General features: G+C 74.1%; 19 protein-coding genes. 7 read left to right on the top strand and 12 right to left on the bottom strand.

The genetic code is table 11. The features are described 5' to 3' along the window. Positions 1-74 precede the first annotated feature (74 nt). Both B7P34_RS15300 and B7P34_RS15295 read left to right on the top strand, forming a co-directional pair. Positions 75-1037, top strand: a complete 963-nt coding sequence (locus B7P34_RS15300) for a zinc-binding dehydrogenase (protein WP_106676819.1) — start codon at positions 75-77, stop codon at positions 1035-1037. Positions 1038-1044: 7 nt separating this feature from the next. Beyond that, positions 1045-2460 carry a cellulase family glycosylhydrolase gene (locus tag B7P34_RS15295; protein WP_189382792.1) on the top strand — a complete coding sequence of 472 codons (1416 nt, stop codon included), beginning with the start codon at positions 1045-1047 and terminating at the stop codon, positions 2458-2460. 471 nt (positions 2461-2931) lie between these two features. Here the strand turns inward: B7P34_RS15295 and B7P34_RS15290 are convergent, their stop codons facing one another. Beyond that, entirely contained in the window at positions 2932-4149 is a 1218-nt protein-coding gene (locus tag B7P34_RS15290; RefSeq protein WP_106676817.1) for a helix-turn-helix domain-containing protein, read from the bottom strand. A 90-nt stretch (positions 4150-4239) separates the two neighbouring features. Then, positions 4240-5001 (bottom strand): class I SAM-dependent methyltransferase, encoded by a 762-nt coding sequence (locus B7P34_RS15285; RefSeq protein WP_106676815.1) that lies wholly within the window; start codon positions 4999-5001, stop codon positions 4240-4242. Between the two features lie 90 nt (positions 5002-5091). Here B7P34_RS15285 and B7P34_RS15280 point away from each other — a divergent pair, with 90 nt between their 5' ends. After that, positions 5092-5739: a CGNR zinc finger domain-containing protein gene (locus B7P34_RS15280; protein ID WP_146166825.1), complete on the top strand. Its 648-nt coding sequence runs from the start codon at positions 5092-5094 to the stop codon at positions 5737-5739. Here the strand turns inward: B7P34_RS15280 and sodX are convergent. Next, positions 5625-6098 (bottom strand): nickel-type superoxide dismutase maturation protease, encoded by a 474-nt coding sequence (gene sodX, locus B7P34_RS15275; RefSeq protein WP_286157478.1) that lies wholly within the window; start codon positions 6096-6098, stop codon positions 5625-5627. The two genes, B7P34_RS15280 and sodX, sit on opposite strands and share 115 nt — an antisense overlap. A gap of 141 nt (positions 6099-6239) precedes the next feature. Between sodX and sodN the strand changes: the two genes are divergently transcribed. Continuing rightward, on the top strand, positions 6240-6635 hold the full coding sequence (sodN, locus tag B7P34_RS15270) for a superoxide dismutase, Ni (protein WP_030366291.1): 396 nt from the start codon (positions 6240-6242) through the stop codon (positions 6633-6635). 100 nt (positions 6636-6735) lie between these two features. Here the strand turns inward: sodN and B7P34_RS15265 are convergent, their stop codons facing one another. Continuing rightward, on the bottom strand, positions 6736-9414 hold the full coding sequence (locus B7P34_RS15265; protein WP_106676838.1) for an HAD-IC family P-type ATPase: 2679 nt from the start codon (positions 9412-9414) through the stop codon (positions 6736-6738). Beyond that, on the bottom strand, positions 9398-9820 hold the full coding sequence (locus tag B7P34_RS15260) for an ArsR/SmtB family transcription factor (RefSeq protein ID WP_106676813.1): 423 nt from the start codon (positions 9818-9820) through the stop codon (positions 9398-9400). Before B7P34_RS15260 ends, B7P34_RS15265 begins: the two co-directional genes overlap by 17 nt. 161 nt (positions 9821-9981) lie before the next feature. Here B7P34_RS15260 and B7P34_RS15255 point away from each other — a divergent pair, with 161 nt between their 5' ends. Next, positions 9982-10245, top strand: a complete 264-nt coding sequence (locus tag B7P34_RS15255; protein WP_030366288.1) for a hypothetical protein — start codon at positions 9982-9984, stop codon at positions 10243-10245. A gap of 76 nt (positions 10246-10321) precedes the next feature. On the opposite strand, the gene B7P34_RS15250 is transcribed toward B7P34_RS15255, so the two are convergent. Beyond that, complete coding sequence (locus B7P34_RS15250; RefSeq protein ID WP_106676811.1) at positions 10322-11029, bottom strand: HAD family acid phosphatase; 708 nt, start codon at positions 11027-11029, stop codon at positions 10322-10324. Positions 11030-11416: 387 nt separating this feature from the next. Between B7P34_RS15250 and B7P34_RS15245 the strand changes: the two genes are divergently transcribed. Continuing rightward, positions 11417-12223, top strand: coding sequence for an RNA polymerase sigma factor SigF (locus tag B7P34_RS15245; RefSeq protein ID WP_435693962.1), 807 nt, complete (start codon positions 11417-11419; stop codon positions 12221-12223). A gap of 102 nt (positions 12224-12325) precedes the next feature. Here the strand turns inward: B7P34_RS15245 and B7P34_RS15240 are convergent, their stop codons facing one another. Next, positions 12326-12703, bottom strand: coding sequence for an ATP-binding protein (locus B7P34_RS15240; protein WP_030366285.1), 378 nt, complete (start codon positions 12701-12703; stop codon positions 12326-12328). Positions 12704-12824: 121 nt separating this feature from the next. Next, on the bottom strand, positions 12825-14012 hold the full coding sequence (locus B7P34_RS15235) for an MFS transporter (protein ID WP_106676835.1): 1188 nt from the start codon (positions 14010-14012) through the stop codon (positions 12825-12827). Positions 14013-14108: 96 nt separating this feature from the next. Here B7P34_RS15235 and B7P34_RS15230 point away from each other — a divergent pair, with 96 nt between their 5' ends. Next, positions 14109-15041, top strand: coding sequence for a LysR family transcriptional regulator (locus B7P34_RS15230; protein WP_223267873.1), 933 nt, complete (start codon positions 14109-14111; stop codon positions 15039-15041). Between the two features lie 20 nt (positions 15042-15061). Here B7P34_RS15230 and B7P34_RS38600 read toward each other — a convergent pair whose 3' ends face one another. The 4 genes from B7P34_RS38600 to B7P34_RS15210 form a co-directional block, all read right to left on the bottom strand. Then, entirely contained in the window at positions 15062-16480 is a 1419-nt protein-coding gene (locus tag B7P34_RS38600) for a sensor histidine kinase (protein ID WP_223267872.1), read from the bottom strand. Continuing rightward, positions 16477-17160 (bottom strand): response regulator transcription factor, encoded by a 684-nt coding sequence (locus B7P34_RS15220; protein ID WP_106676805.1) that lies wholly within the window; start codon positions 17158-17160, stop codon positions 16477-16479. Before B7P34_RS15220 ends, B7P34_RS38600 begins: the two co-directional genes overlap by 4 nt. Before the next feature lie 243 nt (positions 17161-17403). Then, positions 17404-18762 carry a hypothetical protein gene (locus B7P34_RS15215; RefSeq protein ID WP_106676803.1) on the bottom strand — a complete coding sequence of 453 codons (1359 nt, stop codon included), beginning with the start codon at positions 18760-18762 and terminating at the stop codon, positions 17404-17406. Between the two features lie 105 nt (positions 18763-18867). Next, positions 18868-20364 (bottom strand): LCP family protein, encoded by a 1497-nt coding sequence (locus tag B7P34_RS15210; RefSeq protein WP_106676801.1) that lies wholly within the window; start codon positions 20362-20364, stop codon positions 18868-18870. Positions 20365-20545: the final 181 nt, after the last annotated feature.

The following is a 20545-nucleotide window of genomic DNA, read 5'->3' as shown; positions in this document are numbered from 1 at the left end:
GCGATTACGGGGCGCGGCGCGTGTCACACCACGGCGAGGTTCCGCCCGGCAGTCGGCGGGGTTAGGTTCGGATCATGTTCGCCGCCTACGCAGCACGCATCAACCGTGACCAGCCGCTCGACGGGCTCGAGTTGGGGCAGCGCCCCGAGCCGGAGGCACCCCCCGGCTGGACGGTCGTCCACGTCAAGGCGGCGTCCCTCAACCACCACGACCTGTGGTCGCTGCGCGGCGTCGGGCTGGGCGAGGAGGCGCTGCCGATGATCCTCGGCTGTGACGCCGCCGGCGTCGACGAGTACGGCAACGATGTCGTCGTCCACTCCGTCATCGGCCAGACCGGCCACGGCGTGGGCCCGCGCGAGCCGCGCTCCATCCTCACCGAGCGCTACCAGGGCACGTTCGCCGAGCGCGTCGCCGTCCCCGCGTGGAACGTGCTGCCCAAGCCCGCGGAGCTCAGCTACGAGGAGGCGGCCTGCATGCCGACCGCGTGGCTCACCGCGTACCGCATGCTCTTCACCAACGCGGACGTGCGCCCCGGCCAGAGCGTTCTCGTACAGGGCGCCGGCGGCGGCGTGGCCACCGCCGCGATCGCCCTCGGCGCGGCGGCCGGCCTGCGGGTCTACGCGACCAGCCGGGACGCGGCCAAGCGCGAGCGCGCCGTGGAGCTCGGCGCGGAGGAGGCGTTCGAGCCGGGGGCGCGGCTGCCGCACCGGGTCGACGCCGTCATCGAGACGGTCGGCGCCGCGACGTGGTCGCACTCGGTCAAGTCGCTCAGGCCCGGCGGCACCCTCGTGATCTCCGGCGCGACCAGCGGCCCGAACCCGCCGGCCGCCGAGCTCAACCGCATCTTCTTCCTGGAGCTGAAGGTCGTCGGCTCGACCATGGGCTCCAAGGAGGAGCTGGCGGACCTGCTGAGCTTCTGCGCGGCGCGCGGCGTACGGCCCGTCATCGACTCCGTCCTGCCGCTGGACCGGGCCCGCGAGGGGTTCGAGAAGATGGCCGGTGGCGACCTGTTCGGCAAGGTCGTCCTGACGGTATGAACGGCGGATGCCGAAGAGACGCTTGCGCAAGGCGGCGTTCCTCGCCGTAACCGCGGTCCTGGCACTCCTGGCGCCGGGGACCCCGGCCGCGGCCCGCACGGGCCCGGACATCCCGCCCCTCCCGCCCCTCACCGACGAACAGGGCCGCACCCTCACCCTCCGCGGCTGGAACCTCGCGGACAAGGAGCACCGGGGCGACGAGGCCCTCGCGGACATCACCGAGCGCTCCCTGCGCGACATGGCCGCGCAGGGCTTCGACTTCGCCCGGCTCGCGGTCTTCTGGGACGACCTGGAGCCGCGTCCGGGCCACTACAGCGAGTCCTACCTGCGCAAGATCGAACGCATCCTGGACCGGGCGCACCGCCACCGCATCCGGGTCGTCATCGACGCCCACCAGGACGTCTACGGCCCGGCCTTCGGCAGCCACCGCGGCATCCCCGCCTGGGCCACCCGCACCGACGGCCTGCCGTACCGGCCCCACCCCGACGACTGGTTCGCCGAGTACTTCGAACCCGCCGTGCAGGCCGCCTTCCAGCACCTCTACGAGGACGACGACCTGCGCCGCGCCCAGGCCCGCATGTGGCAGGTCCTCGCGGGGCGGCTCGCGGACCACCCCGCCGTGCTCGGCTACGACCTGATCAACGAGCCGATGGGCCGGATGCGCGAGGGCGAGAGCATCCCGGACGCGGCCCGCCGCATCGAGTCCACGCAGATCACCCCCATGTACCAGCGCATCGCCGAGGCGGTCCGGCGCGTCGACCGCCGCCACTGGCTGTTCGTCGAGCCCACGCCCGCGGCCGGCGAGGGCGTCCCCACCGGCCTGGGCCGCATCCGCGACCCCAAGGTCGTCTACGCCCCGCACTTCTACAACGCCGCCATGGAGGCGGGCCGCGACTACGACCCGGCCTCGGGCTGGCTGCCGGCTTACGAGGCGGCCGTCGTGCGCTACCCGCGCGCGATGCGCGTCCCCGTCCTCATCGGCGAGTGGGGCCCCCTGAACAGCTCCCTGCCGAACATGGCCCGCTTCTACGAGGACGCCCTCACGTCCATGTCCCGCTACGCGACGGGCTGGGCGAGCTGGCAGTGGTGCTACGGCGGCGCCTACTGCGCGATGGACGAACGGGGCCGCTTCCAGCCGAACAAATCCCGCACGGCGGAGCCGTACGCGGCGGCGGTTGCGGGTGCGGTGCGGGAGTCCTCCTACGACCCGCGCCGGACCGCGTACAGCCTGACGTACGCCCCGGCGCGGGGCGGCACCACGGAACTCGTCCTCCCGCCCGCGCCCCGCGGCTGGCACGTCACGGTGACGGGACCGGCCCGGGCGGACGTCACGCGCGTCCCGGCGGGGGAACGGGGCACGGTACGGGTGAGGGCGGGCGCGGGGGCGGGAGAGGTCCGGGTGACAGCCCTCCCGCCGGCGTAGACGAACCCCGCCGGCGTAGAGGAGCCCCGCCCGCGTAGAGGAGCCCCGCCCGCGCGCCTCGCGGTGAGGGCACGGACGGGGGCCCTTGCCACCCATGACGGGGCTCCATTCGCCGGGCTTCACTCCACGGCCCGGGGGGGCGAGTCCGAGTGCCCGGCGCTCGGCGTCGGTGGCAATGCGCAACTTGCGCAGGGGGGCGATCCAGTCTCGTTCCCCGTATACCTGTCTGATCAGGAATCCCCCGCTCACCGGGCCGTGCATCACGCCCATTTCTCCCGTTTCCTGATCCACCACCAGGGCACCGGAGCGGTAGCCGGTACCGGCCCAGAATGCTGTCGCCACGCTTTCCCGGTGGGCACTCTCCCCGGCCATCGAACTTCCACGCCCCCTCTTCGCCGGACTCCATGACGTGATGATGTTCCCGTCAGCAAGCGAGCGGTTACAGGGACGCAACGTCCTACTTCGGCGACGCTATTCGACGAGCCCCAGAAACTGGGCCAGCTTGCGAAGACCGGCCGGATGCACGGAGCGGGACCACAGGTCATTGACGATGGCCACGGCCAAGGTGTGGTGCCGCATCCATGCCGGAGCGACGCGCCGCAACGCTTCGAGAGCCTTCACCGCGCCCTCGGCGTCCCCGACGTCCGTGTGGGCCCGCGCCACGTCCAGCAGGAGCCACGTACGCCATGAGGGCGGCGTGTCGGCGCTCAGCCTTATCCCCTTGGCCAGTAGCAGCGCTTCCTCGGGGCGCTCGTGCTGGACGGCCAGACGGACGCGTTCGATGCGCACGGACGACCGGCTGAACACCGACACAAGCCGGCCGTCTTCAGGGGGCGGCAGCTTTGCCAGACGTCCGGCCGCGCGCTCCGCAGTACGCATCATCACGTTGGCCGTGTCGTAGTCGTCGCTCCTGGCGTACGACGTTGCGGCGGACATCAGGAGGCCGCCCCACACGCGAATGCCCTCCGCCGTGCCCGCTTGCTCCCGCTCCACTCCGTCAGCGGCGTGTACGGCAAGGTTCCGCGCGTCGTCCAGCCGGTCCTGCCGCTGGTACGCCCATGCCACGGAGTTCGACACCATCGGAGCGAGCAACGGGTCCGAGGAGTCCCCGGCGGCCGTGTAGGCGCGCTCCAAAGCGCTGAGAGCAAGGTCGGTCTTGCCAAGACGGATGGCCAGGTGCCCTGCCAGTTGCAGCGCCTTGCCCAGCGCGGCCTGACCTGCCGCCCTCTGGTCCGTGGTGCCCGCTGCAGCCAGCAGGCGGGCGTCCGCGATGATCCCGGGCAGTACCTCCATGAGCCGGCCGAACTCCGCCGAGTGGTACAGCGTCCAGCCGTCCGCGAGTTCGGCGCGCAGAAGGGCTGGTGACAGCCGTTCAACGCCTGCCGGCTCGGCAGGAGGAGTGAACAGCGGTGGCATGATGGCGCGTCGGAGAGCCACAAGCCGGGGCGAGTCGGCATCACCGCTGGACGGGACGCCCGGGGGGTCTCCCAGAAGGGCTGTCAGCTCCACGCCGAGCCCCTTGGCGAGGGAATGGAGCGTCGGCAGCCGCGCACTGTGCTTTCGCCGCTGCTCAAGCTTCCGGACCACGTCCACGGACACACCCGAACGTTCGGACAGCCCCTCTTGGGTGAGGTCTGCAAGGCGTCGAAGCCGCCCGATGCGGTCGCCCAGGTGCTCAGTAGCAGCCATAGAACAGAAGCTACGCCGGAGAAGGCCGCGTCGGCCGGACAATCGTCAGGGGCGGTACGGGTCCGGGACCCGTACCGCCCCCGCTGTGTACTACTTCAGCGCCAGCACCATCGCGTCCGAAGGCGAGCTCCACACCGTGCGGGCCTCGGTGAAGCCGGCCTCGCGGAGGGTGCGGGCGTGCCATTCGGCGGAGGGGGTGTCGCCGTCGGCGTGTTCGCCGTAGATCTCGAAGCGCTCGGCGGTCGGGGCGGCGAGGACGGGGTCGGCGGCGGCGAGGTCCCACCAGGCGCGCCAGTCGAGGGCGCCGGCGGCCTTGGCGCGGTCCATGCGGGCGTGGCGCAGGGATCGTTCGGCCTCGTTGATGCGGGGCGTGGCGGGGTCGGGCATGTGGTCGGCGTTGAGGAAGACGCCGCCGTCGCGGACGAGGCCGGCGACCTGCCCGTAGAGGGTGCGCAGGGGCTCCTCGTGCAGCCAGTGCAGGGCGGTGGCGGTGAGGACGGCGTCGTAGTGGCCGTGGGGCAGCCGGGCGGTCCAGTCCGGGTCCTTGAGGTCGGCGGTGACGAACCGGACGCGGTCGTCGCCGGCGAAGGTGCCGCGGGCGATGGCGAGCAGGGCCGGGTCCAGGTCGACGCCGGTGGATTCGGCGCCGGGGAAGCGGTCGAGGAGGCGGGCGGTGATGGTGCCCGTGCCGCAGGCGAGGTCGAGCACGCGGGGCGCGGGGCCGGCGAAGGCCTCGACCATGTCGAGCATGACCCGGAACCGTTCCTCGCGGTCGGGCAGGTACCACTCCTGCTGCCGGTCCCAGCTGTCCTGCCAGGCGCTCCAGTCCGTGCCGACGACGGCCTCGGTCATGAGGTCCCTCCAACGGGTCGCAGGTGTAATACCCTCGGTTGCGTACCAGCTATTACAAGGACGCTACTCCAGCCTGCGTAAGGACCACAAGTGGAACTGGCCTATTACTCGGACTTCGCTGTGCGGCTGGTCAACAGCGAGGAGCCCGCGCGCGGCGCCGACACCCTGACCTCCGTCGACGCCGTGCGGGACCTCTTCGGCAACAGCGCGCAGGCCGCCCGGCGCGCGGGCGACAGCGACGTGACCCGGCTCCGGGCCGTACGGGCCCGGCTGCGCGCGGTCTTCGAGGCCGCCTCCGAGGGCGACGAGGTGCGCGCCGTGGACCTGCTGAACGCGCTGCTGATGGAGTACCCGGTCAGCCCGCAGATCTCCGGGCACGAGTACCGCGACGAGGACGGCCGCCCCAAGTGGCACATGCACATCGCCGACCACGCGGCCAATGCCGGCGCCTCGTACGCGGCCACCGCCTGCATGGGGCTGGCCGTCCACCTGACGGAGTACGGGGTCGACCGGCTCGGCATCTGCCAGGCGGCGCCGTGCCGCAACGCCTACCTGGACACCTCGACCAACCGCTCCCGCCGCTACTGCTCCGACCGCTGCGCCACCCGCGCCAACGTCGCCGCCTACCGGGCCCGCAAGCGCCTGGAGAGCCGCGCGGCCGAGGCCCCCGCGGGCAGCGACCGCACCGGCCTGAGCGCCGACGCCAGCCACGACAGCACCGCGCCCGCCGAACGCTGACCCGCCTCCGGGGGCCGCCGCAGCCGCACCAGCGCGCGGGCCACCACGAACTCCTCCGGCACGGCGCCGAACTCCCGGCTGTCGTTCTCGACCAGCGGGTTGTCCCCCCGCACCCACCAGCCGCCCTCGCGCCGCTCCACGGCGCGCTTGACGATCAGCAGGTCCTGCCGGAACGGGTGGCGCAGCACCACCACGTCACCCGGCCGCACCACCGCTCCGTACTGGACGACCAGCTGGTCCCCGGGGTTCAGCGTCGGCACCATCGACGGGTTGTAGACCTCGGCCAGCCCGATCCGCAGCAGTCCGCGACGCTCGCGGTCCTGCTCCTGCCCGCGCTCGTCCACTTGCTCCTGCACCACGGCACCTCCCGGTCCGTATCCTCCACCAGTCCCAGACTGACACCGGTCTTTTGTCCTAAGCCCCCCGGGGCACCCGAGAAAAGCCTTCCCACACCGAGTAATCTCGCACCTGAGAAGACGATCACGAGGAAGGACAGCTCTATGCTCTCCCGCCTGTTCGCACCCAAGGTGCGAGTCAGCGCCCACTGCGACCTGCCCTGCGGTGTCTACGACCCCGCCCAGGCCCGCATCGAGGCGGAGTCGGTCAAGGCCGTCCAGGAGAAGTACCAGGCGAACGAGGACGCGGACTTCCGCGCCCGTGCGCTCATCATCAAGGAGCAGCGCGCGGAGCTCGCCAAGCACCACGTCTCGGTGCTCTGGAGCGACTACTTCAAGCCGCCGCACTTCGAGAAGTACCCGCAGCTGCACCAGCTGGTCAACGACACCCTGAAGGCCCTGAGCGCCGCCAAGGCGTCCAACGACCCGAAGACGGGCGAGAAGGCGCTGGAGCTCATCGCCGAGATCGACCGGATCTTCTGGGAGACCAAGCAGGCCTGATCGCCGGTCAGCCTGTTCGAGCGGCGCACCCGGTCCCCGTACTCCCGCGAGGAGCACGAGGGCCGGGTGCGCTGCTATGTGCGGGCTTTTTATGTGCGGGTTATGCGCGGGCTTTTTTGCGGGCCACCGCCAGCGCCGTCCCGTACAGCGAGAGGACCACGGCCATCAGGCCGTAGTAGAGCGGCGGCAGGGCCGTCATGCCCAGGGCCGGGCCCAGGGGGGACAGGGGCAGGAGCAGGCCCACGACGGCGAGGCCGGTGGTCGCCAGGCGGACCGGCAGCGGGGCGCGGCGCTCGGCGGCGTCCCGGCCCGCGCGGAGCAGGAGCATGACGAGGGCCTGGGTGAGCAGGTTCTCCGTGAACCAGCCGGCGTGGAAGGCGGCCTGGCCGCCGGTGCTGCCGGCGGAGCGCAGGGTGAGGGCCAGGACGCCGAAGGTCGCGAGGTCCGCGGCGGCGTTCAGGAGGCCGAAGGCCGTCATGAAGCGGAACAGCGCGCGGGGCCGCAGGACGGTGGGCCGCTCGTGGACCGTGGCGGCGGGGTGGTCGTAGGCGAGGGAGAGCTGGGCGGCGTCGAAGCACAGGTTCTGCACGAGGACCTGGGCGGGCAGCATCGGCAGGAACGGCAGCAGCAGGCCCGCCGTCAGCATCGCGATGACGTTGCCGAGGTTGGACGAGAGCGTGATGCGCAGGTAGGCGGCGATGTGGCCGGTGCTGCGGCGGCCGGTGGCGACGGCGCGGCCGAGGGCGGTGAGGTCCTTCGAGGCGAGGACGACGTCGGCGGCCTCGCGGGCCACGGGCACTCCGTCGCGCGGGCAGATGCCCACGTCGGCGGCGCGCAGGGCGGCCAGGTCGTTGACGCCGTCGCCGAGGAAGCCGGTCGTGTGCCCGGCGGTGCGCAGGGCGTGGACGACGCGGGCCTTGTGCTCGGGGGCGCAGCGGGCGAAGACGGTGGTGCGGGCGGCGAGCCGGGCGAGTTCGGCGTCGCCGGCGGCGTCGATCCGGGCGGCGGTCAGGGGTTCGCCGGGGTCCAGGCCCAGTTCGCGGCAGGCCCGGGCGGCCGTGCCCGGGTGGTCGCCGGTGAGGACCTTGACGGCCACGCCGCGGCCGGCGAGGACGGTCAGGGCCTCCGCGGCGGTGGGCGCGAGGGCGTCGCGCAGCCCGACGAAGCCGGCGAGGGTGAGCTCCCGCTCGTCCTCGGGCGCGTACGGGCCCGTGCTCGCCGGCCGCTCGGCGACGGCGACGGCCAGCACCCGCAGACCGCTCTCCGCGAGGGCGTCCGCCCGGGCGGCGAGGCGCGCGCGGTCCTCGGGGCCGAGGGGGCGCCCGCCGGCCGGGCCACTGCCGTCCGCGCCGTCGGCCACCCGCGTGCAGCGCTCCAGGACGTCCTCCGCGGCGCCCTTGACCACGAGGACGTACGTGCCGGCCGGGCCGCGGGCGCCCGTGAGCATGCGGACGTTGCCCGGCAGCGCCGGCTCCGGACCGCTCGTTTCGCAGCCACCCGGTGCGTACCCGCCCGGCACCCGTACGAGCGCCGAGGCAATGCGGCGGCCCGGGCCGCAGGGGAGCGCCGCGACGCCTTCGACGCCGTCGGCGCCGGAGCCCCGTTCCTCGTCCGCGTCGAGGAGGGCCTCGTCCAGGGCGTCGGGCGCGGGGAGCTCGGCCAGGTGGAGCGTCCAGAGGGCGGCGACGGCGGCCCAGCGGAGGACGGCCGGGTCGTCGCGGCCCTCGGGGTCGACGGCGCGGTCGAACACCGGCCGGTCCTGGGTGAGGGTGCCGGTCTTGTCGACGCACAGCACGTCGACGGCGCCGAGGTCGTGCAGCGCGGGCAGCCGTCGGACGATCACCTCGCCGCCGCGGGCGAGGAGGGCCGCGCCGCGGGCGAGGGCGGTCGTCACGACGACCGGCAGCATCTCGGGGGTGAGCCCCACGGCGACGGCGACGGCGAAGGGCAGGGTCTCCAGGCCGCGGCCGCGCAGCAGCGCGCTCGCGACGAGCACCAGGGGCGCGGTGAGCAGCATGAACCGCACCAGGGTCCAGGCGATCCCGTTCACGGAGCGGTCGAAGGGGCCGGGCAGGCGCGGGCCGCGGTCCTGCGGCAGGGCGCCGGAGAGCACGGTGTCCGCGCCGGTGGCGACGACGACGCCGGTGGCGCTGCCGGAGACGACGCTGCTGCCCTGGAGGCAGAGGTCGCCGGCCGTGCCCTTGGCGGCCGGCGCGGACTCGCCGGTCAGCGCCGCCTCGTGCACGGTCAGGCCCGTCGTGCGGAGCAGCCGCAGGTCGGCGGGGACGAGGTCGCCGGGCGCGAGCAGCACGACGTCGCCCGGGACGAGCTGTTCGACGGGCAGCTCGCGGGTCACGGGGGCGTCCGGCTCCGCGGCGCGGCGGCGGACGGTCGCGGTGGTGGCCACCAGCTCGCGCAGGGCGGCCGCCGAGCGGTCGGCGCGGTGCTCGCCGGTGGCGCGCAGCACGCAGCTGACCGTGACCAGGACGGCGATCACGCAGGCGGTGCCCCAGGCGGCGAGGGCCGCCGAGACCAGGCCGAGGGAGAGGAGGACGGCGGTGAAGGGGTCGCGCAGGCTGCGCGCGAAACGGCGCGGCCAGGGGTCGGGGCGGCGGCCGGGGAAGGCGTTCTCACCGTGGCGCGCGAGCCGCGCGTCGGCTTCGGCCTCCGTCAGGCCCCGCGGCCCGCTCTCCAGCGCGCGCAGGACCTCCAGTGCGGTGGCTCCGTTCCGGCCGGTGGCTCGTCCTGGCGCGGCCGGGCGATCAGGCGCCCAGGCCATGGAGGCGCCCGGTGCGGGCGGCGCCGCGCGCACCGGCGGCCCCGGCGGCGGCCCCGGCCTTGCGGTCGGCGAGCTGGCCCACCATCAGCCGGACGATCGTGACGACGTGCGGGTCGTCCACGAGGTAGACCATGCGCCGGCCCTCGCGGCGCGAGCGCACGAGCCCGGCCAGCTTCAGCTTCGCGAGGTGCTGGCTGATCGCGGGCAGCGCGCCGCCGACCCGCTCGGCGAGGGCGGTGACGTCGCTCTCGCCCTGGGCCAGGGCCCACACGAGATGGAGCCGGGCGGGCGAGGCGAGCAGCCCGAACGCGGCGGCCGCCTCGGTGAGCACGTCCGCCGCGGGGTCGCCGAGGCCCTCGCTGAGGTCCTCTTCGACGTCCTCGAAGCTTCCGACACCTGCGGCCACTGTCGCTCTCCCGTTCCTGCCGCGCGTCCCGGCGCCCGGCACGACCAGTCTAGGCAGGGTGCGGCGGGCGGAAGGGCGGACATGCGCCGCCCGGCGGCTGGGCAGAAGTACCGAGAGGAACCGGTCCGGAAGGGCGGCAACAGGCTGCAAGAGGGGGAGCCGTGGAAATCTCCGGAATTTTCAGTGCAATCATCATCGGTCTGATCATCGGTGTGCTGGGCCGGCTGGTCGTGCCGGGGCGCCAGCACATCGGCGTGCTGTGGACGATCGTGGTGGGCATCGCGGCCGCGTTCCTGGGCGCGGCCATCGCCCACTGGCTGGGCGTCGACGACACCAAGGGGATCGACTGGATCGAGTGGCTCATCCAGATCGGCCTGGCCGCGCTGGGCGTGGCCGCGCTCGACCGGGCGAAGGCGCGGCACTGACGTCCTTAGCGGTACTGACGTCTTTAGCGGTACTGACGTCCTTACGGGCCGCCCGGTCGGCTCAGGCCCGGTCGGCTCAGGAAAGCTTGCCGTCGTAGTCCGGCAGCTTGAAGGCCCGCTCCGCGTGGCCGCCCACCAGGTCGGTCGTGTTGTTCCCGATGTTCGCGATGATCGTGTAGCCGTTGTTCTCGATCTCCGCGCGCTTGGCGGTCTTGTACGTGCTCACGCCCTGGAAGAGGTCGGGGAGGTGGCGCACGTACAGGCCGTCGACCGGGTAGCCGGCCTCACGGAGGTTGTGCTCGGTGAGGCCGTCGAGGATGCCGGGGCGGGCGGTGACGAAGAACACGGCGGCGCCGTGGTCGTGCGCGTACCGGGTCAGGTCCAGCACCGGCTTCACGGCCGGCGTGGGGTACGTCCAGTGGAAGTCGGTCTCCAGCGAGGTGTTGTCGATGTCGAGGACGACGGCCTGCTTACGGCCGTGCGCATTCCCGGTGCGCTCCTTGACGTAGGGCAGGGCCTGGTCGACGACGGCCTGCACGTCGCGCTGCCAGGTGAGGTAGTCGACGCCCTTGAGGCCCGCGGTGCCGGAGGTGTGCCCGGCGAGCGCGCTCGTGCCCGCGTTCGTGCTCGTGCCCGTGCTCGTGCCCGTGCTCGTGGTGACGGCGGCGGGGCGGCCGGCGTCGGCGGCGGTTGCGGCCGTGGTGGTGGCGGCGGTCGCGGCCGTGGCCAGGACGGTGGCGGCGAGGGCGAGGGCCGCGCGGCGGGCCGGTATCGGTGCGCTCATGTGTGGCATGTTCACGTCCGCCGGTGACGCGCGGGGAACGCGCGGGTGACCGTACGGCGTCGCGGGGCTGCCCGGTCCGTGCGCCGGCGCCCGGCGCCCGACTTCCGCGCCTCCGGCTACGCATCCGTCCATACGTCCGACCGCACACTCTGCCGTGCGACTGACGCCTGACGTTCCGTCGTATTTTCCTCCGTTTACGCCCCGCTCCCCGAACCGGGAGGCATGGGCCACGGGTCACCGGGTAGGCGGGCGGAGGTCACCTACGGATCTGGGGAGGACGATGTGACCATCACGGCATCCACGGTTACGACAGAGCATTCGGCGGCTGCCCCGCAGCGGCTCGAAGACGCGGTCGGGGGGCTGCCGTACATCGAGGACGCGACCACAGTGGCGCCGCGGGACGCCCGCGCGCTGTCAGGGCTCTTCTTCGCACGGCTGCGGGAGCTGGAGGAGGGCACCCGCGCCTACCAGTACGCACGCAACACCCTGATCGAGATCAACCTCTCGCTCGTCCGCTTCGCCGCCTCCCGGTTCCGCAGCCGCGGCGACCAGATGGAGGACATCATCCAGGTCGGCACGATCGGCCTGATCAAGGCGATCGACCGGTTCGACCTCTCGCGCGAGGTGGAGTTCACGACCTTCGCCGTGCCGTACATCGTCGGCGAGATCAAGCGGCACTTCCGCGACACCGGCTGGTCGGTGCACGTGCCGCGGCGCCTGCAGGAGCTGCGCGTCGAGCTGGCCAAGGCCACCGGCGAGCTCTCCCAGCGGCTCGACCACACGCCGACCCCCGCCGAGCTGGCCGAGCACCTCGGCATCAGCCGCGAGGAGGTCGTCGAGGGCATCGTCGCCGGCAACGGCTACACGGCCGGCTCGATCGACGTCCCCGTGGACGACGGCCCCGAGCAGACCGGCACCACCTACGCCGACCGGCTCGGCGGACCCGACCCCGCCCTCGAAGGCGTGGAGAACCTGCACGCGCTCAAACCGCTCGTCGCCGAGCTGGACGAACGCGACCGGCAGATCCTCCGGATGCGGTTCGGCGGGGAGATGACCCAGTCGGAGATCGGCGCGGAGCTGGGCATCTCGCAGATGCACGTCTCGCGGCTGCTGACGAGGATCCTGGGGCGGCTGCGGGCGGGGATGCTCGGACAACAGGGGCAGGCGCGCGGACGGGTGCACACCCGTAGGTAGCGCCCGCAGGCAGCGGCCCGGGGCCGGTCGCCCCGGGCCCGGGGGCCTCCGTCCGCTGAGCCCGTCCGCTGAGCGCGCGCAGTACTGCCTACGCCGTACTGCCTACGCCGCCCCCACGCCCGCCGGCTCCACCCACGTCGCCCGGACCGTCTTCCCGTCCGGCCTCCGGTCCACCTCCAGCAGGCCGGCCAGCCGCTCCACCATGTGCCAGCCCAGCCCGCCGCCCCCGCCGAAGTCCGGGGTGCGGGGCTGCGGCGGCCGCGGGCTCGTGTCGACGATCTCCACCACGAGGCGGTCCTGTACGGCCCGCACGCACAGCCTCCACCAGCCGCCCGCGTGCCGTATGGCATTGGTGACCAGCTCCGACACCACCAGGACGACGGCGTCGGGATCCGCCCAGGGGCAGTGGCGGGCCAGGAACTCCGCCGTCGCGTGACGCGCGCGGGCGGCGTCCCCGTACGGGGCTTCGATCACAACCATCCGGCGGCTCCCTCGTTGCTGACCTGCTGACCTGACCTGGCGCTTGGCATCCGTCGAGCCGCGTATACCCAGGGATCGCCGGGTCATGGCCGCCCGGGACGAGGGGTTCGTCACCATACGGTTACCGGTCCGCCGAGCCCCCGCCCGGCCGGCTCACCAGCACCCCCAGCGCCCCCGCCACCAGCACCCCGCCCAGCCACAGCGCCGCCGGCAGCGATACCGCGTCCACGGCCCGCCCTCCGAGCAGCGCCCCCAGCGCGATCGCCGCGTTGAACGCCGAGACGAACAGGGCCGACGCCGCCTCCCGGGCCGCCGGGGCCGACGCCGTCAGCAGCCCCTGCGTGGCGACCGAGACTCCTCCGTAGGCCAGCCCCCACGCCACGACGAGGGCGCCGGCCACGACGGCGCCGCCCGCCGGGACGGACATCGCCGGGACCACGACGGCCAGCGCGGCCGAGATCACCAGCAGGACGCGGCGCGGGCCGCGCGGGCCGCGCGCGGCGGCCGTGCCCGCCAGGAAGTTGCCGGCCACGCCCGCCGCGCCGTACGCCAGCAGCAGTCCGCTGATCAGGCCGGCGCCGGCACCGGACGCCCGCTCCAGGACGGGCCGGACGAAGGTGTAACCGGCGAAGTGCCCGGTCACCAGCAGCAGGACGACCAGCAGGCCCGCCCGTACCCCCGGGAGCCGCAGCAGCCCCGCGACCTCCGCCGGCCGCACGGCGCGCTCCGGCGGCAGCGGGGGCAGCAGCAGCGCGAGCGCCGCCGCCACGGCCAGGGACAGCACGCCCACGGCCGCGAACGCCACGCGCCAGCCGCCCAGCCCGCCCGCGAAGGTCCCGGCCGGGACGCCGAGCACCGATGCCACGGCGATGCCGCTGAAGACCAGGGACGTCGCCGGTCCCACGGACCGCTCCGGCACCAGCCGCGGCGCCAGGCCGGCCGCCACGGCCCACACTCCCCCGATGCACACCCCCACCAGGACCCGCAGCCCCACCAGGACTTCGATGCCGGGTGCCGCCGCCGACAGGAGGTTGGCCGCGGCCAGCAGGCCCATGAGGCCGGCGAGCACCCACCGCCGGTCGAGCCGCCCCGCGGCCGCCGGCACCGCGGGCGCGGCCACGGCCGCCACGAGGCCCGGCACGGTCATCGTCAGCCCGGCCGTGCCGGCCGGGACGCCGAGCCCGGAGCCGATCGGGGTGAGCAGGCCGACGGGGAGCATCTCGCTGGTCACGACCGAGAACGTCCCGGCGGCGACCGCCACCACTGCGGGCCAGCCGCCCTTCACCTTCGCATTCGTACGCGCGTTCATGGTCACGAGCCTCGGTACGGCCGCGCCCGGGAACAACGCCGGACCTCTCATCCTTCAATGAGCGGAGTTAATCGACGGGGACCGGCAGGGGACGGCATGGGCGTGGGGGCGGACTTCAGGGAGCTCGAATGCTTCCTGGTCCTCGCCGAGGAACTGCATTTCGGGCGGGCCGGCGAGCGGCTTTACGTGTCCCAGGGCCGGGTCAGCCAGCTCCTGCGCTCCCTCGAAGGCCGCATCGGCGCCCGGCTGTTCGACCGCACCAGCCGGCGCGTGGCGCTCACGCCGCTCGGCGAGCGCTTCCTGGCCGGGCTGCGGCCCGCGTACGCGTCCCTGGCGGGCGTCGTCGAGGAGGCCCGGGACGCCGCCCGCGGCATCGGCGGCACGCTGCGGATCGGCTTCCAGGGCATGGCCGACGGCGGGGTGACGGAGGCCGTGGGGGCGTTCCAGGACCGCCATCCCGGGTGCGCGGTCGAGCTGGTGGAGATCCCGCTGAGCGATCCCTTCGGCGCCGTGCGCGGGGGCGAGGTCGACGCGGCGGTGGTGCTGATGCCCGTGGCGGAGCCGTCCCTGGCCGTGGGCCCGGTCTTCTCACGGCAGCCGCAGACCCTCGCGGTGTCCGTCCGGCACCCGTTCGCCGGGCGCACCGGGATCGCGGCGGAGGAGCTCGCGGACTGCCCACTCGTGGTGCCCGGCGGCCCCGCCCCCGCGTACTGGCGCGAGGCGCAGGCGCCGGCCGTCACGCCCGGCGGCCGCCCCGTCCCCCGCGGCCCGGAGGTGACGACCCTTCAGGAGGGCATCACGGCCACGGCCGCGGGCCGCGCCGGCATGCTCCTGTGCCGGGCCACGGCCGACTACCACGCGCGCCGCGACATCGCGTTCGTCCCGGTGACCGGTCTGCCCGATTCCGCGCTGGCGCTCGTACGGCAGCGGGCCGGGGGGACGGAGCGGCTGCGGGCGTTCGGGCGGGTGCTGACGGCTGTGACCGGCGGGACGGCGGCGGCAGCGGTCCCGGTCGTTGATCAACCCTGATCAGGACTGGTCAGGGTTGATCAGATCGTGAGGTCCGCGCACGGCAGCGTGGTGGTGAAGCGGGCGCCGCGCGGGCTGTCCGTGACGGCCAGGGTCCCGCGGTGGGCGGTGGCGATGTGATGGGCGATGGCGAGGCCCAGTCCCGTGCCGCCGGTGGCGCGGGTGCGGGCGTCGTCGAGCCGGGTGAAGCGTTCGAAGACGCGCCGGCGGTCGGCGGGCGGGATGCCCGGGCCGTCGTCCTCGACGTGGAGGACGGCCAGCCGCCGGCCGGGGTCGCGGCCGAGGCGGACCGTGACGGTGTGCTCGGCGTGCCGCTCGGCGTTGTCCAGGAGGTTGCCGAGGAGGCGGGCGATGAGGGTGTGGCGGCCGTGCACGGTGAGGGGCTGTTCGGGGTCGTCGAGGTGCAGGTCGAGGGTCCGGGGGCCGGGCGGGCGGCGGGCGAGCTCCTCGCGGACGAGCGCGGTGAGGTCGACGGGCTGGGCGCCCGGCAGCCCCTCGGTGCCGGTCGCGTCCAGGCGGGCGAGCAGCAGCAGGTCCGTGGTGATGCTCTGCAGGCGGCGGGTGTCGCCGAGGGCCGCCTCGGCGACCGCGGTCCACTGCGCGTGCTCCGGGTGCGCGAGCGCGATCTCCAGCTCGGCCCGCAGGGCGGCCAGCGGGCTGCGGAGCTCGTGGGAGGCGTCCCCGACGAACCGGCGCTGCTGGTCGACGGCCGCCTGCAGCTGGTCGAGGGTCCGGTTCATCGTCGCGGCCAGCCGGGCCACCTCGTCGCGCGTGTCCGGCACGGGCACGCGGCGGTCGAGGTGGCGCGCGGACAGCTCGGCGAACTGGGTGCGGATCGCCTCCACCGGGCGCAGCACCCGCCCGGCCACGAACCACGTCGCGCCCGCGATGCCCGCCGTCACCGCCAGGGCGGCGCCGCCCAGCATCAGGACGAAGCCGTTGAGGCGGCGCTGCTCGTCCTGGAGCCGGTTGGCGACGAACAGGTAGCGGCCGTTGGCGCCGGACTGGATGTAGCCGGGGGCGGGGGTCCGGCTGCCGGGGTCGGTCCACGGCCACAGTGACAGCACGTCGCTGCCGTGCGAGGGTTCGCGCTCCGGCCTGACGGCCCCCGGCTCCCAGTTCGACCGCCGGTCCTCGACCCCGAAGGACACCTTCAGCCGGGGGTCGTCGCGCAGCTTCCCGGCCGTGTACTGGAGCTGCGCGTCCGGGTCGTCGTCGACGAGCCGGAGGACGGCGGCGACCTTCCGGCCCGTGTAGTCGACGGCCTCCCGTGCCAGGTAGTCGCGCAGGGAGCCCGCGGCCAGCGCCGCGCCGGCGAGCAGCGGGAGGAGCGCGGAGACGGCGGCGAGCCAGGTCAGCCGGGCCCGGATCGAGGCGGGCCGCAGCCGGCGCCGCGGGCGTCCGGGCCCGGGGCGCGGGCCGGCCGGCCGCCGCCTCACCGGCCCGGGACGTCGGCCGCCAGCCGGTAGCCGACGCCGCGGACCGTCTGGATGCTGCGCCGTCCGAAGGGCGCGTCGATCTTCCGGCGCAGGGAACTGACGTGCACCTCCACGATGTTCACGTCGCCCTGGAACGCCTCGTCCCACACGTGCGCGAGGATCTCCGCCTTGGCCACGACCTCGCCGTCGCGCCGGGCGAGGTACTCCAGGACCGCGAACTCCCGCGCGGTGAGCTGCAGATCGGCGGTGCCGCGCCGGCAGCAGCGGGTGGCGGGGTCGATCTGGAGGTCGCCGACGCGGATGAGCGCGGGCCGCGCCGGCCGGCCGCGGCGCACCAGGGCGCGCAGCCGGGCGACGAGGGCCACGTAGGAGAAGGGTTTGGTGACGTAGTCGTCCGCGCCGGTGTCCAGGCCCTCGGCCTCGTCGTACTCGCCGTCCTTGGCGGTGAGCATGAGCACCGGCGTCCAGACGCCCGCCTCGCGCAGCCGGGCGCAGACGTGGTAGCCGTTGAGGCCGGGCAGCATGACGTCGAGCACGATCACGTCGTACGCGTCCTCGGTCGCGAGGTGCAGTCCCGTGCGGCCGTCGTGCGCGACCTCCACGGCGAAGCCCTCGGCGACCAGGCCCCGCCGCAGCAGCTCCGCCAGCCGTCGGTCGTCCTCAACCACCAGTATTCGCATGCCTTCAGGATGGCGCGGACGGGGGCCGCGCCGGCTGAAGTCTCCTTCAGGAAGGCTCAGCGTTCCTTCAGCTACGGGGTGCCAGGATCCGGGGTGTGCCTCCCTGGCACGCCGGTTCCCGGAACGCGCACCGGCGGCACACGGGGGTGAGGCCCGTACGCCTCGGTGGCCGGGCCCGGCCCGCCGGTCCGCGTTCCGTACCGGCCCGTCCCCCGCTCCGTCACCGGGCCTCTCCCCGCTCGGTCACCAGTCGCCTCCCCCGAATCCTCCGCCGTCGCCGCCGCCGAAGCCGCCGCCGTCGCCCCAGCCGCCGCCGTAGTCGTCGGGGTTGTAGTCGCTGCCGGTCCAGTCGCCGCCGTCGGGGCCGGTGTCGGCCGGGGCGGCGTAGGCGGGGCCAGAGAGGAGGCCGCCGAGCGCGGTGCCCACGAGGAGGCCGGGGAGGATGCCGCCGCCGAAGTAGCCGCCGGCCCAGGGGGCGTAGGCGGGGCCGGCGTTCCAGTAGGGCTGCCGGCCGTCGGCGGTCTGGACGGTGCGGGAGAGGGGCTCTTCGCCGTCGGCGACCCGGGCCGCGTCGGCCGCGCAGGCGGGGACGGTGCGGGGCGCGCCGCCCGGGGGCGCCCACTGGACGTCCTGGACGGAGGGCCCGTGGCGCGGGTCGAAGAAGCAGGGCAGGCGGCGCTCGGGCAGCGGGGCGCCGGTGCGGCGGGCGGCGAGGGTGGCGAGGGCGAAGCGGCCTTTGTCGAGGGCCTCGGTGACGGCCGTGACGTCCTGCGGGTGGTTCACGGCGGCCATCTTGGACTTGGCCTCCTCGTACGCGTCGAGGGCCTCCTCGTAGTCCCGTCGCATGGCGTCGTCGGCGCCGGGCTCGGAGGGGTGGAAGTCGAGCCGGTCGAGCTCCTCGCCGAAGGCGGTGATGTCCTCGTCGACGATGACGCGCAGGGCGTCGAGCTCGGCCTGCTCCCGCTCCTCGCGCTTGCGCTTGTTGCGGCGGTAGAGGGCGTACGCGCCCGCGCCGCCGGCGACGACGATCGCGCCGCCGGTGATCAGCCCGGTGGCGCCCACGCCGGGCTCGCCGCCGCCCCAGGAGGCGGGGGCCCGGCCGCGGGCCTGCCGGTCGGCCTGGTCGACGAAGCTGTTCAGCATGGCGGTCGTGTCTCCGCCGGAGCGCTGGACGGTCCCGACGAGGTTGCGGACCGCGTTGCGCGACATGACCTTGGAGTCGGCGTGGGCGTTGAAGGCGTCGCCGAGGCGGATGGCGTAGACGCCGGCGATGCCGACCTTGGTGCGCAGGTCCTGGAAGACGGTGGCCTTGGGGAACTCGGCGCTCTCGGGCAGGACGGCCACGAAGACCGGCTTCCCGGCGTCCTCGATCTTCTTGGCCAGGGCTTCGGCCTCGGCGGGCGGGAGCTGGGCGCTCGCCCGGGGGTCCACGTAGACCGGGCTCTTGCGCAGCGCTTCGGCCACGGTGTCGATGCCGGTCGCGGCGTGGGCCGCGGGGGCGGGGGCGAAGAGCACCGTGCCGGCCAGGGCGATCAGGGCGGCGGCCAGCACGGTGATCAGGGTCTGCAGCGGCCTGGGAAGCGCCCGGGTGGTGGCGGGCATGGCGGTGCTCCTCGGATGGAGGTCGGTGATTCCTGTCGATCGCTTCTACGTGTCTACGTGAAATTTACCGCTTGTACGGATAAACCCGGCATTTCACTCCCCTGCTCAGCCGTACGAGAGGTTCGCGCAGGGGTCGTCGTCCGCCGACCGGGCCGTCGCGGCCACCTCGGCGGAGAGGGTGCCGGGGTTCGCCGCGGAGGGCGCGGGCGCGGACGGCTCGGGCACAGCGAGCGTCCCGCCGCCCGCGGCGGCGAAGTCCCGCCCCACCGTCACCGTGATCCCGTTCGCCGCCACCCCGTGGACGTACGCCCCGGGGAAGAGCCGGGCCAGCGTCCGGGCCTCCGCCGCCCGGCCCGGCCCGAACTCGATCACGGTGATGCCCGCGTCGCGGACCTCCGCGTTGCCGGTGTCGCCGACGGTGTACCCGTGCTTCTCCAGCTCCGCCGCGGCCCGCGCCGCGAGCCCGCTCACCCGGGTGCCGTTGGCGACGGAGACGCTCACGCCCTCCCCGGAGACCGGCCCGGGGGCCGCGGAGGACGCGGGGGCCGCCGGCCCGGCCTGCCGCTTGCCGCCCGCGTCCTTGCCGTCGATCGTGCGGTCGGCCTTCAGCGAGGCCCACAGCGCGTCCGCGTCGGGCTGCACGATGTCGACGCGGTCGCCCTCGTAGCGCCAGGGCACGGTGATGAACTTGATGTCGTGCAGGCCGATGTCCTTCAGCGACATGGCGAAGGAGAGCAGCTTGTCGGCCGAGCCCAGCCCGGGGTCGACGGTGAGCGACTTGGTGGCGGCGTCGGCCAGGGGCAGCAGCGTGGCCGGGTTGAAGCCCTGCTCCCGCACCTTCTTGACCATGCCGGCGACGAAGGCCTGCTGCCGCTGGATGCGGCCGATGTCGGAGCCGTCGCCGATGCCGTGCCGCACGCGCACGTAGTCCAGGGCCTTCTGCCCCGAGACGTTCTGCTGCCCCTTGGCGAAGAGGAGCCGGCCGCGCGAGCCGCGGTGCGGGTTGAGGTCGCCCTGGTAGACGTCCTTGGGCACGCACACCTGCACTCCGCCCACGGCCGAGGTCATCGCGGAGAAGCCTTCGAAGTCGACGACGACGGTGTGGTCGACGCGCAACCCGGTGAGCTTCTCGACCGTGTTCTGCGTGCAGGCCGGGTTGCCCTTCGCCGACTCCCCCACCGAGAACGCCGAGTTGAACATCGCCCGGGTCCGCCCGGACGTCCAGCTGCCGTCGGGCAGCCGGCACGGCGGGATGTCGACGAGCGTGTCCCGCGGGATCGAGACGGCCACGGCGTGCTCGCGGTCGCGGTAGACGTGCAGCAGGAACGCGGTGTCGGAACGGCCCACGTCGCCCTCGCCGCCGCCGAGCTCCTTGTTGCTCCCCGAGCGCGAATCCGAGCCGATGACCAGGACGTTCTGCCCCGCGGCGCCCGCACCCGGGCGGTTCTTGGACAGCCCGTCCGCGTCGAACGTGCTGATGTTGCCGTTCAGCCGGAGCCACAGCCAGCCCGCGCCGGCGGCCAGCAGCACCACGAACGCCACCACGACGAGCGTCGCCGTCCGCACCCGGTGGTGCGCCCGCTTCCCTCGGCCGCCACTCATCTGCTCATCCGCCAGTCCTCGCCCATTCCCCCGCGCCTACCCCGGCTCCGTGCCGCCTCACCCCGATAGACGGCCGGGCCACACCTTTGGTTGTCCAGTTGCGCAATCTGGCAAGTATGGTGAGCATCATCGTCACGAAAGTGAAGACATGAGCGAAGACGGAAGAGAAGACGAGAGAGAG

It is taken from the genome of Streptosporangium nondiastaticum (genome assembly GCF_003011965.1).
Taxonomy (GTDB): Bacteria; Actinomycetota; Actinomycetes; order Streptomycetales; family Streptomycetaceae; genus Streptomyces; species Streptomyces nondiastaticus.
This window is presented reverse-complemented; position numbering and strand designations above follow the sequence as displayed.

Excerpts from the sequence above, each read along its gene's own strand:
- B7P34_RS15300 (WP_106676819.1), top strand. The coding sequence starts at position 75 with ATGTTCGCCGCCTACGCAGCACGCATCAACCGTGACCAGCCGCTCGAC.
- B7P34_RS15295 (WP_189382792.1), top strand. The coding sequence starts at position 1,045 with ATGCCGAAGAGACGCTTGCGCAAGGCGGCGTTCCTCGCCGTAACCGCG.
- B7P34_RS15290 (WP_106676817.1), bottom strand. The coding sequence starts at position 4,149 with ATGGCTGCTACTGAGCACCTGGGCGACCGCATCGGGCGGCTTCGACGC.
- B7P34_RS15285 (WP_106676815.1), bottom strand. The coding sequence starts at position 5,001 with ATGACCGAGGCCGTCGTCGGCACGGACTGGAGCGCCTGGCAGGACAGC.
- sodN (WP_030366291.1), top strand. The coding sequence starts at position 6,240 with ATGCTCTCCCGCCTGTTCGCACCCAAGGTGCGAGTCAGCGCCCACTGC.
- B7P34_RS15265 (WP_106676838.1), bottom strand. The coding sequence starts at position 9,414 with ATGGCCTGGGCGCCTGATCGCCCGGCCGCGCCAGGACGAGCCACCGGC.
- B7P34_RS15250 (WP_106676811.1), bottom strand. The coding sequence starts at position 11,029 with ATGAGCGCACCGATACCGGCCCGCCGCGCGGCCCTCGCCCTCGCCGCC.
- B7P34_RS15240 (WP_030366285.1), bottom strand. The coding sequence starts at position 12,703 with ATGGTTGTGATCGAAGCCCCGTACGGGGACGCCGCCCGCGCGCGTCAC.
- B7P34_RS15235 (WP_106676835.1), bottom strand. The coding sequence starts at position 14,012 with ATGAACGCGCGTACGAATGCGAAGGTGAAGGGCGGCTGGCCCGCAGTG.
- B7P34_RS15230 (WP_223267873.1), top strand. The coding sequence starts at position 14,109 with ATGGGCGTGGGGGCGGACTTCAGGGAGCTCGAATGCTTCCTGGTCCTC.
- B7P34_RS15220 (WP_106676805.1), bottom strand. The coding sequence starts at position 17,160 with ATGCGAATACTGGTGGTTGAGGACGACCGACGGCTGGCGGAGCTGCTG.
- B7P34_RS15215 (WP_106676803.1), bottom strand. The coding sequence starts at position 18,762 with ATGCCCGCCACCACCCGGGCGCTTCCCAGGCCGCTGCAGACCCTGATC.
- B7P34_RS15210 (WP_106676801.1), bottom strand. The coding sequence starts at position 20,364 with ATGAGTGGCGGCCGAGGGAAGCGGGCGCACCACCGGGTGCGGACGGCG.